This window comes from Legionella sp. JM-2024 (assembly GCF_055389095.1).
In genome coordinates this window covers 3,136,864-3,154,172 of sequence record NZ_AP039388.1, presented here as the reverse complement: position 1 = coordinate 3,154,172, position 17,309 = coordinate 3,136,864, and the positions used below count along the sequence as shown (strand labels likewise).

Here is a 17,309-nt window from a genome sequence, read left to right as displayed (position 1 = left end):
ATGAGAACACTAAAATTATGGAAGTAAACTCTGGTGGGTTCCGTTATCTGGGAGTAATGGGTGTTTTAATACTTAGTGCCTTGCTACTGGCTGGTCGGTTGAGCTATTTTTATCTTGCAGATGCAGAACGTTTCCCAATTACTACTATTAAAGTGGCAGCGACCTATGAGCATATAACCCATAAAGAATTGGAGAATGTGCTAGCGAAGTACTTGAATGCCAGTTTCTTTTCATTATCAGTAAAACAATTACAAAATGAACTCAATTCAATTAACTGGATTGATACTGCGTATGTAGAAAGAGTTTGGCCTGATACCTTAAAAATAAAGCTGACTGAAAAAAAGCCTATAGCGATTTGGGGTGATGCGTTAATGACGGAGGATGGAAGATTGTTTAATCAAGGAGCTGTTCCGTCAGATCTGAATATTCCTAAATTAAATGGCCCACAATCTCAGCAATTAGAAGTCTTACAAGTTTATGAAAAATTGAGTAAGATATTATCATCATATGGTTTAAATGCTTCAGGATTGTACTTAAGAGATAACCAATCTTGGGTATTACGACTTAACAATGATGTAAAAATATACTTGGGAAAGAAAGAGTTAGAAGAGCGATTGCTGCGTTTTTGCAAAGCATACCCTGCAGTTTTTGCTGAAAAAGCAGATCAGTTGGCTAGCGTGGACCTGCGTTATCCGCGTGGCATGGCTGTGCAGTGGAAACAACAAATGGGACGATAATGGCTAAAAAAATAGAAAAAAATATTATCACGGGATTAGATATTGGAACTTCAAAAATCATTGCATTGATTGGTGAAGTAACATCAGATGGATCGATAGAAATAATAGGCATTGGCCGTCATCCCTCTCGCGGTTTAAAGCGTGGAGTTGTAGTAGATATAGAAACAACCGTTAATTCAATACAGCGCGCTGTACAAGAGGCTGAACTAATGGCGGGTTGTGAAGTAAGAACCGTTTATGCAGGTATAGCAGGCAGTCATATACGCAGCTTAAACTCTCATGGTATTGTGGCGATTCGTGATCAAGAGGTATCTCAAGCAGATGTTGAACGTGTTATTGATGCAGCAAAAGCGGTAGCAATACCTGCTGATCAAAAAATACTCCATATATTGCCCCAGGAATTTATAATCGATCATCAAGGAAGCATTCGTGAACCAATTGGAATGGCTGGTGTGAGACTGGAATCCAGAGTCCATATTGTTACCGGTTCTGTTAGTGCTGCTCAAAATATTGTGAAGTGTGTTAGACGTTGTGGTTTAGAAGTGATTGATATTATTCTCGAGCAATTGGCTTCAAGCCATGCTGTTCTTACTGAGGATGAAAAAGAGCTTGGAGTTTGTTTAATAGACATAGGCGGTGGAACTACCGACATTGCAATATTTTGTGAGGGCGCTATTCAACATACGTCAGTCATACCTATTGCAGGGGATCAAGTGACCAACGATATTGCTATGGCCTTGCGTACTCCAACTAAAGCGGCAGAATCAATCAAGATAAGTCATGCGTGCGCTTTGCCCGAATTAGCCAATTCAAACCAAATGTTAGAGGTTACCAGCGTGAACGATAGGCCTGGAAGAAAGATTTCAGCCAAAGCATTGGCCGATGTTGTTTCTGCTCGATATGAAGAATTATTTTCTTTAGTTCGTAATGAATTGCGGCGTAGTGGGTTTGAAGATCGTTTGGCTGCCGGCATAGTTCTTACTGGTGGCGCTTCTAATGTGAGAGGGGCAATTGAATTGGCCGAGCTTTGCTTTGAGATGCCAGTAAGAAAAGGATGCGCGCATTATGTCTCAGGCCTGGCAGAAGCTACAGAAAATCCTTCATTTGCTACCGGGGTTGGCTTATTACTTCATGGCTTTCAACAGCAATATGAGGGAGGATATAATGTGCCAGCAATGAATGATAATGGTAAAACCATTTGGTCGCGAATGAAAGAATGGTTTCAAGGAAATTTTTAACTTTTGAAGTGAAGCATTATTTACAGATGTTGAAATGATGCTTATAGAGAGCATGAAGAGGATCAGGGGTTGCATGATTTCATGCATTATAACTCGCGATTTTTACCCTTTTTCATGTGGTGCGCTTATTAAAACTCGAAAATAGAATTCCCTAGGTCTTTAGTTTTAATAAGTGCATTACATAAGGAAGGCTTTACCAGAAAACCGCAATTTATAACTGTGTGAAATATGAAGTGCAATAAGTTCGAAACTGTTTTAACTTATTTAAGAAGAAAAAAAGCAGCACATTAGGGGAGACAGGGTTATGTTTGAATTAATGGAAAGTAGCCAGCAAGTAAATAATGCTGTCATCAAGGTTGTAGGTGTTGGTGGTGGCGGTGGTAACGCTGTCGAACATATGGTCGCTGAAAATATTGATGGTGTAGAATTTATTTGTGCCAATACTGATGCTCAAGCCTTAAGAGGTTCTAATGCCAAAATTCACATTCAATTGGGAGATGAATTAACCAAAGGGTTAGGAGCAGGGGCAAATCCACAAATTGGAAGAGAAGCAGCAGAAGAAGACAGAGAGCACATCAAAGAAATACTTAGTGGTGCTGATATGGTATTTATTACAGCAGGTATGGGTGGTGGAACGGGGACTGGTGCTGCACCAGTCTTTGCTGAAATTGCCAAGGAACTGGGTATTTTAACTGTTGCGGTAGTCACTAAGCCATTCTCTTTTGAAGGAAAGCAACGAGCCTTAGCGGCAGAGGAAGGGATACGGCGTTTGGCAGAGCATGTGGATTCATTAATTACTATTCCAAATAATAAGTTATTAAGCGTTTTGGGGAAAAATATTAGTTTGCTTAATGCGTTTAAAGCTGCAAATAATGTTTTGCTTGGTGCAGTGAAAGGTATTTCGGACTTAATTACTCGCCCTGGTTTGATCAACGTTGATTTCGCCGATGTGCGAACCGTTATGTCAGAGATGGGAATGGCTATGATGGGTACAGGTAGTGCTGTTGGTGAGCAAAGGGCACGCCAAGCGGCCGAGGCCGCTATTGCATCTCCTTTGTTGGAGGATGTCAATTTTTCTGGTGCTCGCGGAATACTTGTCAATATCACAGCTGGACTTGATATGTCCATAGGTGAATTTGAAGAAGTTGGCGATGTAGTAAAAGAATTTATTTCCGATGATGCCACTGTTGTTGTTGGGACTGTCATTGATCCTGAAATGACAGACGAAATGCGAGTTACTGTGATTGTGACAGGCTTGGGAGATGCTAGACAACGACACCAACAGCCACAACAACAATCTCTTAGAGCACGCTTGATTGAAACTACAAAAAGTGATGGTTCACTTGATTACCAACAATTAGAGAGACCTGCAGTGATTCGAAAGCAAGCCCAGACAAGTACAACGGCTGCACCGACTTCAAAACAGGCTAATAATGGTAATGAGAGTGTCCCGGATGTGGATTATCTGGATATACCGGCATTTTTACGTAGACAAGAAGAAGCATAATAAGCTTAAATGCGATTCTTAAGAAATGATGTGTTTTATAAAAGATGGGTTAGCCATTCAGCTTTTACCAAGCATCCCTTCTTAAGATCGCATAAATTGGTTTGTATGGTTTTATATTTTGCATTTTTTATATTTTGGTTTTCAAAATTATAATAAGTAAAATTAAAAAATTAGACTAATCAATAAATTGTTGCTAAGATCTTAAGGTTTTTGCGTGCAAAATAAATATAAGAGAGAAAGGTGAGCACTGAATGATAAAACAAAGAACTCCAAAAAAGGTAATCCAGGCTACTGGCGTTGGATTGCATTCCGGTGAGAAAGTGCTTTTAACCTTAAGACCAGCTCCTGTTAATACTGGCATTGTTTTTAGACGGGTAGATCTGTCGCCCGTTGTTGAAATACCCGCATCATATGAGCATGTCGGGGATACTATGCTTTGCACTACATTGCACCACGGCAAGGTAAAAATCGCAACGGTGGAGCATTTATTATCTGCACTAGCTGGGTTAGGAATAGATAATGCCTATATAGACGTCAATGCTCCAGAGATTCCTATTATGGATGGTAGCGCTGCACCTTTTGTATTTTTAATTCAATCAGCAGGCATTAGAGAGCAAAATGCGGCAAAGAGATACATCCGAATTCTTAAGCCTATACGAGTTGAGGACAATGGTAAATATGTTCAATTTCTTCCTCATAAAGGGTATAAAATAACATTTACTATTGGCTTTGATCATCCCGTTTTTAATGATAGACCGCAAACCGTAAGCTTTGATTTTTCTGGTACTTCCTATGTAAAAGAAGTTTGTCGAGCCAGAACGTTTGGTTTTCTTTCCGATTACGAAAAATTGAGAGAATGCGACCTGGCAAAAGGAGGCAGTTTAGACAATGCTATTGTAGTAGATGATTATCGCGTTCTGAATGAAGATGGTCTTCGTTTTGAATCAGAATTTGTCACTCATAAAGTATTGGATGCTATAGGCGATCTTTATTTATTGGGTTCCAGTTTAATTGGAGCATTTGAAGGGTATAAATCAGGTCACGAATTGAATAACAGATTATTGCGTGAACTTATGATAAGGCAAGATGCTTGGGAATATACCTATTTTGATGCAGAAAATTACCTGCCTGCAATTCACCCTGAATATTGTCCTGTTGAAGCCTGACAGGAATACTTTCTTTCCATATAGTGAGGTATTCCTTTACACTAAATTATCATTCCAGGTGAATTATCTCTATTAGGTATAACCACTTCAGCAATATCCTTCTTTAGAATTTTTATTTATGCTTAAATTAAGGGGATGTCAGGATGAAATTTAAGATTGGGATTTGTATTGTTACAATGTTGTCCAGCACTATAGTATTTTCTTCAAACTCTAATACCTCAGTTAGTAGCCCCACCGATCTTCTGCATCTTAATTGGCGTGATACCAGTGTCTCACCAGCGATTGATTTTTATAAATACGCTAATGGTAATTGGCAAGAAGATAATCCTATCCCAGCAGATTATGCTTCTTGGGGTAGTTTCCATATTGTTAATGAAAAAGTGCAAAATATTATTCACCAGATGTTAATCAATGCGTCTAAGAATACGAAAGCCAAACCTGGAAGTATAGAGCAGAAAGTAGGGGATTTTTATTATAGTGGAATGGATGTTAAAAGCATCGATAAATTAGGCATTAACCCATTATTACCAGAATTTACCAAAATTAAAGAAATTAAGAATCATGAAGAGCTGCAGAATGAAATTGCCCATTTGCATAAAATAGGCGTGGGTGCTTTGTTTAATTTTGGTAGCATGCAGGACTTTAAAGACAGCAGCTCTATGATCGGTGCTGTTATCCAAGGAGGTCTGGGTCTTCCCGATCGAGATTATTATCTTAAGAAAGATGTCAAATTTAAACAAGTAAGAGAAGCCTATATCAATCATCTTACCAAAATGTTCGAGTTGTTGGGTGACAGTCCTGAAACAGCGGCGAAAGAAGCAAAAATCGTAATGGATATTGAAACCAAATTGGCTAAGGCTTCCATGTCACAGATTGAACAGCGTGATCCGCATGCTATCTATCATATGAAGACGATAGTAGAATTAGATAAAAGCACACCTAATTTTTCTTGGTCTAAATACCTGCAAGCTCGAGGTCAGGGAAAAATTAAAAAAATCAATTTTGCAATGCCAAATTTTTTCAAAGAGATGAATGAATTATTGCAAACAATCAATCTTGATGAATGGAAAATTTATTTTCGTTGGCATTTGATCGATACTTTTGCTTCCTATTTATCTAAACCATTTGTTGATCAGAATTTCAAGATGGTTTCTGCTATAAGTGGTGCAGAAAAATTATTACCAAGATGGAAAAGAGTAGTAAACACTGAAAATGCTGCTTTAGGTTTTGCAATCGGTAAGCTTTATATACAGAAATACTTTTCTCCTGAATCAAAACAGAAAGTTTTGAATATATTAAAAAATATCAGAGCAGTGCTGCAAGAAGATATGAAGACTTTAAGCTGGATGTCACCCAAAACTCGCGAGGCTGCTCTGAAAAAACTGGATTTAATGGAAGAGAGAGTAGGTTATCCTTCCAAGTGGTGGGATTATTCCACCCTGAAAATAGATCGAGGGCCTTATGTTTTGAATGTCATAAGAGCCAATGAATTCTTAATCAATAGGGATCTCAACAAAATTGGTAAACCCATAGATAAAAGTGAATGGGCGATGACTCCTCAGACCATCAACGCTTACTATGATCCCTCCATGAACAACCTCAATATACCTGCTGGTATATTACAATCGCCTTTTTTTGATCCGGATGCTCCTGCAGCAATCAATTATGGAGCAATTGGGTTTGTTATGGGTCATGAAATGACCCATGGGTTTGATGATCAAGGTGCTCAATTTGATGGTTATGGAAATCTGAAAAATTGGTGGGCCCCTAGCGATTTATCCAAATTCAAAAAAGCAACACAATGTATTGCAGATCAATTTTCAAAATATGTAGTAGATGGTGATCTTCATGTGCAAGGACAGTTGGTTGTAGGTGAAGCTGCTGCGGATTTGGGTGGGATTATCTTAGCGTATAAAGCCTTTCAACGTTCTAATGAGTACAAAAATGCTAAAACCATTGAAGGAGTCACACCTGATCAACAGTTTTTCTTAGGAACAGCACATGTTTGGGCAATGAATATCAGGCCACAACAACTTCGCAATCAAGTCACTACGGATCCTCATCCACCAGCTGTATTTAGAGTAAATGGTAGTTTGGCCAATATCCCTCAATTTCAAGCCGCTTTTAATATCCCAAACAGTAGTCCCATGATGAATGCCAATAGATGTGTTATATGGTAAAGGAGATCGATTCATCGTTATCCTGAGGAGATTCTTGAGCGAAGGGTCTCCCGATTTTAATTTTCGTACAACGAGTCTTTCGCTCAATTCAGATGAAGCTCACAGAGGTCAGACTCAGGAATAGTATATAGTATAAATAGGATACTACAGCAGTAGTTAGAATTGGCTCTTTGATAAAGAGGAGGCTATTATGTGTCGGTTAGTTGCTTATTTGGGGCGCCCTACTCTATTGGAAAATGTGTTGGTTAGGCCTAAGAATTCAATCATAATGCAAAGCTTGCATGCTCGTGAAACGAAATATCGAACTAATGGTGATGGGTTTGGTTTGGGATGGTATTCACCAGAAATTAGCTCAGATCCCGCTTTGTTTACTTCTGTTTACCCAGCATGGAATGACAGAAATCTCTTGCATTTGACCGCAAAAATTCAATCTTCCTGTTTTTTTGCCCATGTCAGATCGGCCAGTGCAGGAGGAGTAACCAATTATAATTGTCATCCTTTTATTTATGGTGATTGGATGCTAATGCACAATGGTGAAATTAATGATTTTATTGAAGTAAAAAGGCATATAAGACATTTATTAGATGATGATATATATCACTGGGTTAAAGGCCAAACTGATTCCGAGCATTTGTTTGGGCTATTTTTGCAATTAGCCAAAGGAAGAGACATTAATCAAATTTCTGTGGCTGCCGATGTGCTTCAGGAGACAATAGGCAAGATATTAGAAGTGATAAAAGAATTTGGGAAAAGTGGGCCTTCCTATTTTAATGTTTGCCTCACAGACGGCAAAAAAATAATTGCTACCCGATATTGCAGCCATGAAAAGAAAAAACCTTTAACTCTGCATTACTTGACGGGCTACGTATTATCCACTCAGGGGTTATGGATCAAGGAGGAGGGCAACCCTGCTTATATAGTAGTTTCTTCTGAAAGATTAAATGACTTGGATGAAGGCTGGGAAGATGTTCCACCGCAACATATGATCTTAATTGATGAAAATAAAAACATTCAATTGCGTCCTATGTAAACATTGGGCTAAACTTGAATTATTTTAACATTAAGAGACAATTATGACTAAAGAAGAAATGATTTGTAGAATAATAAGCTTTGTTACTCAGAAGCCAAGTAATAAAAAATCCTGCTGTGGGCGTTAATGAGTTCCACGTTATCTGAGTTACTAAACTATAAAAATGATAAAATAGTCGCTCATTTTTGTTATACCCATCCAGAATATTCAGTACCAGAAGGGCAAAAGCTCTTTGATGATTTATTAGGGTGGATGTGGCTTAACAAGCAAAGGAATCTTTTAGGTAAAAAAACCTATCTTTTTGGCCCATTATTAATCATTGATGAGATGTGGCATTCTTTTATTTTACATACTCGTGATTACATCGATTTCTCTATGAAGTATTTTGGTGAGTATTTTCATCATGAGGTTGAGCCTTTGGGTTTTGAGCATATACTGGATGAAGAAGAGTTGACAGACTACTTGGAAGATTGCTTTAAATACCTTAATAAAGAGTGGGTTGCAAGACGATTTTCAGCGGTTTTCACTGAATCGATTGATAGTTAACTCTTAAAAGTATGTAAGCATCGTAACGCAGAAAATCAAGTCAGCTTGGCCAAGATAGTAGAAATGTAAACTGCCCCTAAACTACTTAATATGTTTATTTCCGTTATGAACAATAGTTTAAGGCAAATTGAATAATTTCTTTAGAGAAATTGTCTGCATTCCATAAATCATTATGTTCTTTGTTGTCAAAGGAGATCATTTTCTTAGGCTCATTCGCCTCATTAAAAATTTTGAGCCCTTCTTGATAGGGGACAATATGATCCAATTTACCATGCAGTACAAGTATAGGAGCATTAATTTTTTTCATACGCTCAATGGAATTATATCGATCCCAGGGTTTAAGAAAACTCAATGGATAATGGTATTGTGCCAGGTTAGTCAAAGACGTGAAAGGTGATTGAAGAATAACGGCACATACAGGATATTTTGTGGCAAGTTGAGTTGCTACTCCTGTACCTATGGATTCTCCATATAAAATCAGGTGTTTTGATGATATCCCCTGCTGAAGTAAAAACTGGATTGCTGCACTGCCATCGTCATATAGTCCTTCTTCATTGGGTTTACCGGGATTACCTCCATAGCCACGATATTCTAATAAAAATACTCCTAACCCTGCATCAATAAATTCACGTACTAAAGGCATTCTATAACCTATATGCCCAGCGTTACCATGTAAATAAAGTATCGTTGGATGATGTTTACTTGCAGGTTTATACCAGGATTTTAAATGTAAATTATCTTTTGTGTGTAATGACACTATGCTCATATCGCTTGCATTGAATTCCTCTAACTTTGGAGTGTGCCTATTGGGGAAATAAATAAGATGCCGCTGGAAGAGGTACATTAGTAGAACAACAATACTTATAATAGTAAGGCCAGTCAGTATAATTTGTTTCAGCATGATCATCTTTAAAAAGTATTGCTAATTAATTTGATTATAATGCATTTTAATCGTTCCAAGATGGTGAAGATATATCACAAGCCAAATTCATGATATAAGCAAGTCATTAATAGATGACTGTGACTTCGAATGGATGTAAGAACAATAAATTCCCAAAAGAAACCTTGTTGTCCCACATAGGCTGAGAACCATTCCTTTAAGAGTCCTGTAGAATTGGATGAGTCCATAGACGCTTGAGCGAGAAAGACCAATTCACTTGATGCATTAATCCAAGGACACAACCTAATGAATTGAACGCTAACTTGGCAGCATTTTCCAGGATTATTCGCCTTTAGCTAAATGAAGCAAAGCTTTTTGCAGCGGTTCGTAGGTGCAATGTTGGCTTTCACTGATAATAGTCGCTTTGGCTTTCTCTGACAGAACAACAGAGTTTTTTTGTACAGTGTTTTCCAATTGAGAGGGAGGTTCGATAATGCTAATTTTAATAGAAGACAATTGATACAATCCTGCTTCTTTTCTTAATTTATCACGTAAATCGGGAAGTAAATAACGTATTTGGGATGCAAAAGCAGAACTGGTTGTTGTTAAAACCAAGCTCCCTTTGTTAAAACTGCCGACCTGAAACTTGGAGGTTAAATTGGCAGGAAAAAACTGGGAAATTTTAAGCGATAACTCTTCCAGTTGCATGGAGCGCTGGCAAATTTCACTGAGCTGTTTGTTTAGGCATTGATTGATGGATTTCATGATTTTTGCCTTAATTATTAGAGGTATGTACCAAAGAGTTAGCTATACTTCGCACGGTCACAATTTGCGGTTTTTACCTGGTGCTTTTTGCCCCAATTTGGTGATTAAATCTTGGCAATAGTCCAGCTATTGCGCTGCGATTTAATCACCAAATTGGAACAAAAATCACCGCGTCAAAAAACCGCAAATTGTGACCGTGCGAAGTATATCGAAAAAAAATTAGATTTATGTATAGAATAGCAAATTAATGCTAAGTGCAATATTATATTTTTTTAAAGCATATAAAGGTGATCAATGGCTGAAAATACTACTGAAAGCAATGTAATTTATTTTACCAGATTGCACTGGATCATATTTTTTGGTCCTTTCGTTGGATTAGGTATTGCTATGGCAATTTATATTTACATTGTGCAATTACACGAAGTCAGCCTTTTTTTAGGATTTTTTGCACTGGTTTGGATATTGATTACTTGGGTTACTTATCATTTTTCCTCTATTACCATAAAAAGAAAACAAGTGATTTTACGTACTGGAATAATAGTAAGGCAAACGGTTGATATACCTTTAAATAAAATTGAAACGATAGACATACGCCAATCTATTTTGGGCAGTATTTTGGGTTATGGTACTTTGATAATCACAGGCACTGGTGGAACTCGCTATTTAATTAACTATTTGCATAAACCGTTGACCTGTAGACGGTATATCGAGCAGCTTATGAATGAGCCACAATAAAATAATTCTCACTAAAAGAAAATTATTGTGATATAAATCGTAACTTTCAAGTTGTCGTCTTTTGAGAAGTAATAAAGAGTTCCGGATGATGATAAGATTAGGGCTGTTTACATTTTACTATTCTGGCGAACAGATTAGTAGAAATGTAAACGACGCCTAGAATAAATCAACCATTATTTTTTATGGAAATTGTAGTGTGAACTATCGTTCAGATATTGATGGCTTAAGAGCAATTGCTATTTTATTTGTTTTATTTTTCCATGGAGGGTTGACCCTTTTTCCGTCTGGGTTTATAGGCGTTGATATTTTTTTTGTTATTTCAGGTTTTTTAATTACCAGCATCATTCAAAAATCTCTGCAAAATAATCATTTTTCTTTCACTGAATTTTACAGTAGGCGATTATGGCGATTGCAGCCGATCTTTATTTGTCTGATTTTAATAACCACATTAGTGACGCTGTTTTATTATTTACCTGATGATCTGATGCTTTTTAGTAAAAGTGCTCGTAAGACTTCTATTTTTACATCAAATGTTTTTTTTAAAAATGTAACGAGCAATTATTTTTCTCCCGAAAGTAACCAGTTGCCTCTTCTCCATATGTGGTCTTTATCCATTGAATGGCAATGTTATTTTATCTTACCTGTTGGAATTTATTTACTTTATAGGTTAGTTAGTCAACAACATAGATCAAAAATAATCTATTTGCTAACTATCAGTTTTTTTGCCTTGTCTATGTATTATTCATGGAGTAATCCTGCAAAAACCTACTATCAATTTTCCAGTCGTATTTTTGAGTTTTTGATTGGGTCTTGTGTTGCCTCAGGAACAAATCGTTTTTTAATTAATAAATATTTACTAAATTTTCTAACGATTTTTGCGGTTATAACGCTATTTTATATAGCGATGCATGATGATATTAATATAGGATTTCCTAATTGGTACACCTTAATTTTATGCCTTGCGACCGCTGTATTGATTGGTGCAGGAAAGCAAGATCCGAAATCAATTATGACTCGTAGTCTTTCATTAAGACCTTTGGTATTCGTGGGGTTAATTTCTTATTCTTTGTATATTTGGCATTGGCCTGTATTTGCGGTAATTCGTTATTTAAATATTGAAGAGTCCAGCCCAATATTATTATTTACCTTTGGGTTGGTGTTTATTATCGCTTACCTTTCCTGGAGATTTATTGAAAAACCGGCAAGGCAATTGGCTCGAATCAGGTTCAGTTACACAGTGGCTTGTTTGTTAGTGATGCCTATTATTGTTACCCACCTGAGTGATTACTTAATTAAAAAGAATATGGGGTATCCTCATCGTTTTAATGAAGCGACTCAAGTTTATGCGGAATTAAATAAATACAACAATGTACTGAGGCCTTTGTGTCTTGAACGAAAGAATACTGAAGTTAATAATCAGTGTGTTCTGGGCGCAAAAAATTTGGATAGTCGAACAGGGTTTATGATTGGTGATTCTTACTCCAATCAGCATTGGGGATTTATGGATACGCTCGCAAAGGAAGCGAACATTTCTGTTTTAGCACATGCCACTGTTGCGTGTCTTGCTTTGCCCGGAATATATCAATTTGATTGGAATATTAAAAATAAGATTTACCAGGAATGTCATGATCAAACCAGTCGTTATTTTAATATGATTAAAACAAACCATTATGATTATGTCATTTTAGGCCAAAATTGGAACGGCTATTTAGGGGATAGAATTATTAATCAATTGGATGATGAGCGATCACAAGAGCTTACTTTAAAGCGTATCGAAAATGCTTTGGATGAAGCCTTACAAATTATTGTTGCTTCAGGAGCCAAACCTGTACTAATCAAATCAATAGCACTATCTAAAGGAAATCCTTACAGTTGTTTTTTTGAGCACATAAAACTACGTAAAAAATATAATCCTGAGCAATGTGATTTTAAATTGGATGTTAGCGAACAAATTTGGAGTGATGATTTATTTGCAAAAATGCAAAGAAAATACTCTCAGCTAATTATTATTGATCCTCGAACGGTCCAATGTACCTCAGGAGTTTGTAAAGTAGATATTCATGGCATTCCTGTGTTTCGCGATTCAGGACATATCACGGATTATGCTTCTTATCAGTTGGCCAAGTTATACTTACAGAAAAATAACAATCCCTTAGTGAGTTGAGATAATTTGATGAATTAATGGATTACGAATAACACAGACAGATTATTCGCAATCCAATAGTCTGAATCTGGATGGCTGTGTTAACGGACATCCGGGATTGTCAATCAGCTTTTAAGAAGTTTCACCGAAAACCTAATTGTCGCTTGCGCCAATCAGGCGTTTACTACAATCAGAGCAGCACGAGAAAGAAATGAATACCTACCCTTGGAATTTGCTAATTATACTTTTCGGACATGGTACATGAAGTGTTTGATGAAGAGACTTCACCACCGCTGGCGTTAGCAAAAAAGCCGCTTGTGCCAACACTTACTTGAGGTTGAACACTGCTTTGTTCTGTCTGATTATGCTGCAAAATCGTTTGCAATTGCTCAACTATGGCTTGATTAGCCATGGCTTTTGCTATCTGTAAGGCTTGTATGATTTTTCCATGCGAAAAATCATTTGCTTCCTCTAATAGTCGTTGTGCGATGTGATTGTGCCCAGCAATGATTGCTATATCAAGTGGAGTAATGCCAGGGATGTGCTCAGGGAGAGGGGCTTGAAATTGGGTTTCCAACCAAACTGTTAGTGCACTTTTGCAATGAAGTTTTTCTGCTAAAGCCAGTAAAAAGTGAACATCGGCCTGCATTCCTGATGCAACAGAAGCTTTATTAGCCAATAAACAATTCACTATTTCATCATAACCATTTTGTGCTGCTATAAATAAAGCAGTAGCGCCATCTGTACGAGCCGCATCCACATCCGTTTTACTGTGAACGAGCAAGCATTTGACCACTTCAGCATGACCGTTTTGTGCTGCAATAAATAAAGCAGTAGCACCATCAGTTGTGCAGACAGCATTCACATTAATTCGATCATAAGCTAACCAACGTTTGATGGCTTCAGCATGTTTATCATAAGTGAGTAAGAGTTTGACCACTTCAGCATGACCGTTTTCTGCAGCCATATATAAAGCAGTGGCGCCATCATTTGCACGGGCAGCATTCACCTTTGCTTCATGACGAGACAGCAAATATTGAACTACTTCAGGATCTCCTGCTCCCGCTGCAAGATGTAAGACAGTGACTTGATAAGGAGAAACAGCATCAAAACTAAACCCCAGATTCTCCAGTTCTTTGATTTGCTTAAGCGATTGACGACAAAGAATCGCCCAATGCAGTAGTGTATAACCTGCTTCATCGGTTTGCTTAGTGTCAATTTTCTCATCCTGGTTTTGATAATAGGGTACGATTAGATGTTTATAAATATAATTCAGGGTACTCTGATTGCCTGTTCTATAGACCCAATCATATAAAGATACTCCATCTTTATCATAAAGGTATAAATCAGCCAATTGAGTTTGGGATGAGGGTAATAGCTTATTCTGCAATTCATCTTTCGCTTTCATAAATACAAGTAGATAATTAATAAGACAATGAGAGTGATTTTAATGTCTGACGACATGCAATAAAAATTGATTGTTTGTATATCACATATATGAATTTTTTATGGGCTTGGTTTCTTCCAAAGTTGGATATGTAAGCTGATTTAACTATATTTATCTGAATTCAAATTCTCTCTTCTGTGCTTATATATAATAAATTTATCAGCACAGGGGATTAACATGGACACCGAAAAGAAATTGGAGGAGATGGAGCAACTTTTACGTGGCATCGAATATAAGATTGATGAATTGTTAAATAGAGATCAACGGAGAAATGTTAGTATTCTATATAATTTGGCTTGTTTTATGATCCACTCACTCTCAATGAGTCGCTGAAATTGTTATTCTCACAAATTGATTATTGTCTTGCCAAGCGATGATTAAATCCTTCACCAAAATTTGTGGTGTATCTCCGAGGGTTAATATCAACACCACCACGGCGAGTATATCTGGTAGTAACTAAAAGTTTATGTGACTTACATTTTCTTAGAACATCAAAAATTCGCTCAACTCAGTGTTTATGAAACTCGTTTTGGTTGATTTGGACTCAAAGATACGAGGCGAATCTGCAGGAACACATAAGTAACAAATTACCTTAGTCTTCTTTGGCCGAGTAATCGCAACCCTCACGAGGACAAAGAATTTGGCGACCAAATTTTTTGCTGTCTTTTATGGTTAAGATTGGCCAAGCGCATTTGGGACAAGGCAAATCAATAGGTTCATTCCAGAGGGCATAATCACATTTAGGGTAATTTCCACAGGAATAGAAGATTTTACCTTTTCTGGATTTTCGCTGCAGAATTTTAGCCTGATGACACTTGGGACATGTTACACCTGTATCGGCGGGCTTTTCCAAGGGCTCTATATGTTTGCATTGAGGATAATTACTGCATCCAATAAATCGTCCATAACGACCTGTTTTAATGTGCAAAGCATTATTACATAATGGGCAATTTCGACCTTCAACCACTTCAGGTTCTGATTTTTCTCCCTCAGGACCGCTTATATCTTGGGTATAATCACAATCAGGATATCCTGTACAGCCAATAAATCGTCCACGTTTACCAAGTCTTATTGACAAAGGTTTTTGGCACTTGGGGCATTTTTCATCTAATAATTCCGTAGTGACATCTTTTCTCTGAACTTGTTCATCAATATTTTGGATTTGGTGAACAAAGGGTTGCCAGAACTCCTCCAGGACAGGAATCCAATCTTTTTCTCCACGTGCAATGGCATCCAGAGTATCTTCCAGACCAGCTGTAAACTGATAATCAACGTATCGAGTAAAATAATTAGTTAAAAATCTATTCACTATTCTGCCAACATCAGTTGGTAAAAATCGTTTTTTCTCAACTATCACGTATTCACGTTGTTGTAATGTATGAATGATAGAGGCGTATGTCGAGGGGCGGCCTATATCATATTCTTCGAGGGCTTTAACCAAAGTTGCCTCGGAATATCTTGGGGGTGGTTCAGTAAAGTGCTGATTAGTTTCAATATCCAGTATTTTTATTTTTTCACCCACACTAAAAGCAGGCAAAATTTTATCTTCATTGTCTTCGTCCTTAGAATCATCCCGTCCTTCTTCATAGACAGAAAGGAATCCGGAAAAAGTTACTGTTGAACCGTTAGCTCTGAATAAATGACCTTTACCACAACTAAAATCTACGCCCACTGTATCCAGGATAGCATCAGCCATCTGGGAGGCTATGGTACGTTTCCAGATTAAGCTATAAAGTTTAAATTGATCACTAGTCAGAGAGTTTTGCACTATTTCGGGTGTTCGTTTAATAGATGTTGGTCTAATTGCTTCATGTGCTTCCTGAGCGTTTTTAGATTTCGTCTTATAAACTCTGGGAGAACTTGGGCAATTGTCGGCCTTATAACGTTGAGTAATATAGTCGCGTATTTCTTCAATCGCTTCATTTGCCAGATTGACTGAATCAGTACGCATATAAGTGATTAAACCAACTGTTCCAGTACCTATATCTATACCTTCGTATAATTGCTGTGCCACCATCATGGTTTTACGTGCAGTAAAACCTAATTTTCTAGCGGCTTCTTGTTGTAAGGTAGAGGTAATAAAGGGAGGTGATGGTTTGCGTTTACGCTGTTTCTTTTCAATTTGGGTAACTGTTAAAAAGCCTTGTGCTTGAGTTATCAGTTGATTTTTTATTTCATAGGCTTGTTCTTGTTGAGTGACTGAAAATTGTTGCAGTTTCTCTTCGTTATAATGCGTCAGTCGTGCCTCAAACTCTGAGTTTGTATGAGTGCATTTTGCGATTATTTTCCAATATTCTTGAGAGATGAAACGTTCAATTTCCTCTTCTCGCTCAACAATCAACCTCAGTGCAGGGCTTTGTACTCGTCCGGCAGATAACCCTCGTCGAATTTTTTTCCATAGTAAAGGGGATAAATTAAAACCGACCAGATAATCAAGCGCACGTCTGGCTTGTTGGGCATTTACCAAATCCATGGATATTGATCTTGGATGATTGATTGCTTCTTGGATTGCTGCTTTGGTAATTTCATTAAAAAAGATTCTATGTACCGATTTGTCTTTTAAGAGGTTTCGTTCTTTCATTAATTCAAAAATGTGCCAGGAGATCGCTTCTCCTTCTCTATCAGGGTCTGTTGCTAGCAATAGAGAGTCTGATTTTTTAAGTGTTTTTGCTATGGTATCAATATGCCTTGAATTTTTTTCAATAGGAACATAAGTCATGGAAAAATGTTGGTCAGGATTTACTGAACCTTTACGGGCAGGCAGATCACGTACATGACCATAGGATGCTAATACGTCGTAATCGCTTCCTAAATATTTTTGTATTGTTTTAGCCTTAGCAGGAGATTCGACGATCACCAAATGTTTACTCATATAAAATAAACCTTATCCTTTATTGGTTGTGTATGCTCACTAACAGTTCATGAATGTGTTGTT

General features: G+C 37.4%; 13 protein-coding genes. 9 read left to right on the top strand and 4 right to left on the bottom strand.

The genetic code is table 11. From position 1 onward, the window contains the following. Positions 1-17 precede the first annotated feature (17 nt). From ACZ5EK_RS13775 to ACZ5EK_RS13745, 7 genes are all read left to right on the top strand, one after another. On the top strand, positions 18-737 hold the full coding sequence (locus ACZ5EK_RS13775) for a cell division protein FtsQ/DivIB (protein ID WP_464430243.1): 720 nt from the start codon (positions 18-20) through the stop codon (positions 735-737). Then, on the top strand, positions 737-1,975 hold the full coding sequence (ftsA, locus tag ACZ5EK_RS13770) for a cell division protein FtsA (protein WP_464425276.1): 1,239 nt from the start codon (positions 737-739) through the stop codon (positions 1,973-1,975). Before ACZ5EK_RS13775 ends, ftsA begins: the two co-directional genes overlap by 1 nt. Before the next feature lie 304 nt (positions 1,976-2,279). Beyond that, positions 2,280-3,482, top strand: coding sequence for a cell division protein FtsZ (ftsZ, locus tag ACZ5EK_RS13765; RefSeq protein WP_464430241.1), 1,203 nt, complete (start codon positions 2,280-2,282; stop codon positions 3,480-3,482). A 251-nt stretch (positions 3,483-3,733) separates the two neighbouring features. Further along, the gene (lpxC, locus tag ACZ5EK_RS13760) at positions 3,734-4,648 is read left to right on the top strand and encodes a UDP-3-O-acyl-N-acetylglucosamine deacetylase (RefSeq protein ID WP_464425273.1); all 915 of its coding nucleotides are present in this window, start codon (positions 3,734-3,736) and stop codon (positions 4,646-4,648) included. A 143-nt stretch (positions 4,649-4,791) separates the two neighbouring features. Continuing rightward, positions 4,792-6,828, top strand: a complete 2,037-nt coding sequence (locus ACZ5EK_RS13755) for a M13 family metallopeptidase (protein WP_464430240.1) — start codon at positions 4,792-4,794, stop codon at positions 6,826-6,828. 190 nt (positions 6,829-7,018) lie between these two features. Continuing rightward, the gene (locus ACZ5EK_RS13750) at positions 7,019-7,858 is read left to right on the top strand and encodes a class II glutamine amidotransferase (protein ID WP_464430238.1); all 840 of its coding nucleotides are present in this window, start codon (positions 7,019-7,021) and stop codon (positions 7,856-7,858) included. Positions 7,859-7,984: 126 nt separating this feature from the next. Continuing rightward, entirely contained in the window at positions 7,985-8,404 is a 420-nt protein-coding gene (locus ACZ5EK_RS13745) for a glycine-rich domain-containing protein (RefSeq protein ID WP_464430237.1), read from the top strand. A gap of 103 nt (positions 8,405-8,507) precedes the next feature. On the opposite strand, the gene ACZ5EK_RS13740 is transcribed toward ACZ5EK_RS13745, so the two are convergent. Together ACZ5EK_RS13740 and ACZ5EK_RS13735 are read right to left on the bottom strand one after the other, a co-directional pair. After that, entirely contained in the window at positions 8,508-9,305 is a 798-nt protein-coding gene (locus ACZ5EK_RS13740) for an alpha/beta hydrolase (RefSeq protein WP_464430236.1), read from the bottom strand. Between the two features lie 321 nt (positions 9,306-9,626). Further along, on the bottom strand, positions 9,627-10,049 hold the full coding sequence (locus ACZ5EK_RS13735) for a DciA family protein (RefSeq protein ID WP_464430235.1): 423 nt from the start codon (positions 10,047-10,049) through the stop codon (positions 9,627-9,629). 294 nt (positions 10,050-10,343) lie between these two features. On the opposite strand from ACZ5EK_RS13735, the gene ACZ5EK_RS13730 reads away from it, so the two are divergent. Beyond that, positions 10,344-10,784 (top strand): PH domain-containing protein, encoded by a 441-nt coding sequence (locus ACZ5EK_RS13730; RefSeq protein ID WP_464430234.1) that lies wholly within the window; start codon positions 10,344-10,346, stop codon positions 10,782-10,784. A 196-nt stretch (positions 10,785-10,980) separates the two neighbouring features. Further along, positions 10,981-12,948, top strand: coding sequence for an acyltransferase family protein (locus ACZ5EK_RS13725; protein ID WP_464430233.1), 1,968 nt, complete (start codon positions 10,981-10,983; stop codon positions 12,946-12,948). Between the two features lie 214 nt (positions 12,949-13,162). Here ACZ5EK_RS13725 and ACZ5EK_RS13720 read toward each other — a convergent pair whose 3' ends face one another. Further along, positions 13,163-14,335, bottom strand: coding sequence for an ankyrin repeat domain-containing protein (locus ACZ5EK_RS13720; RefSeq protein WP_464430232.1), 1,173 nt, complete (start codon positions 14,333-14,335; stop codon positions 13,163-13,165). 631 nt (positions 14,336-14,966) lie between these two features. Then, the gene (gene topA / locus ACZ5EK_RS13715; protein ID WP_464430231.1) at positions 14,967-17,246 is read right to left on the bottom strand and encodes a type I DNA topoisomerase; all 2,280 of its coding nucleotides are present in this window, start codon (positions 17,244-17,246) and stop codon (positions 14,967-14,969) included. Positions 17,247-17,309 lie beyond the last annotated feature (63 nt).

Excerpts from the sequence above, each read along its gene's own strand:
- ACZ5EK_RS13775 (WP_464430243.1), top strand. The coding sequence starts at position 18 with ATGGAAGTAAACTCTGGTGGGTTCCGTTATCTGGGAGTAATGGGTGTT.
- ftsA (WP_464425276.1), top strand. The coding sequence starts at position 737 with ATGGCTAAAAAAATAGAAAAAAATATTATCACGGGATTAGATATTGGA.
- ftsZ (WP_464430241.1), top strand. The coding sequence starts at position 2,280 with ATGTTTGAATTAATGGAAAGTAGCCAGCAAGTAAATAATGCTGTCATC.
- lpxC (WP_464425273.1), top strand. The coding sequence starts at position 3,734 with ATGATAAAACAAAGAACTCCAAAAAAGGTAATCCAGGCTACTGGCGTT.
- ACZ5EK_RS13755 (WP_464430240.1), top strand. The coding sequence starts at position 4,792 with ATGAAATTTAAGATTGGGATTTGTATTGTTACAATGTTGTCCAGCACT.
- ACZ5EK_RS13750 (WP_464430238.1), top strand. The coding sequence starts at position 7,019 with ATGTGTCGGTTAGTTGCTTATTTGGGGCGCCCTACTCTATTGGAAAAT.
- ACZ5EK_RS13745 (WP_464430237.1), top strand. The coding sequence starts at position 7,985 with ATGAGTTCCACGTTATCTGAGTTACTAAACTATAAAAATGATAAAATA.
- ACZ5EK_RS13740 (WP_464430236.1), bottom strand. The coding sequence starts at position 9,305 with ATGCTGAAACAAATTATACTGACTGGCCTTACTATTATAAGTATTGTT.
- ACZ5EK_RS13735 (WP_464430235.1), bottom strand. The coding sequence starts at position 10,049 with ATGAAATCCATCAATCAATGCCTAAACAAACAGCTCAGTGAAATTTGC.
- ACZ5EK_RS13730 (WP_464430234.1), top strand. The coding sequence starts at position 10,344 with ATGGCTGAAAATACTACTGAAAGCAATGTAATTTATTTTACCAGATTG.
- ACZ5EK_RS13720 (WP_464430232.1), bottom strand. The coding sequence starts at position 14,335 with ATGAAAGCGAAAGATGAATTGCAGAATAAGCTATTACCCTCATCCCAA.
- topA (WP_464430231.1), bottom strand. The coding sequence starts at position 17,246 with ATGAGTAAACATTTGGTGATCGTCGAATCTCCTGCTAAGGCTAAAACA.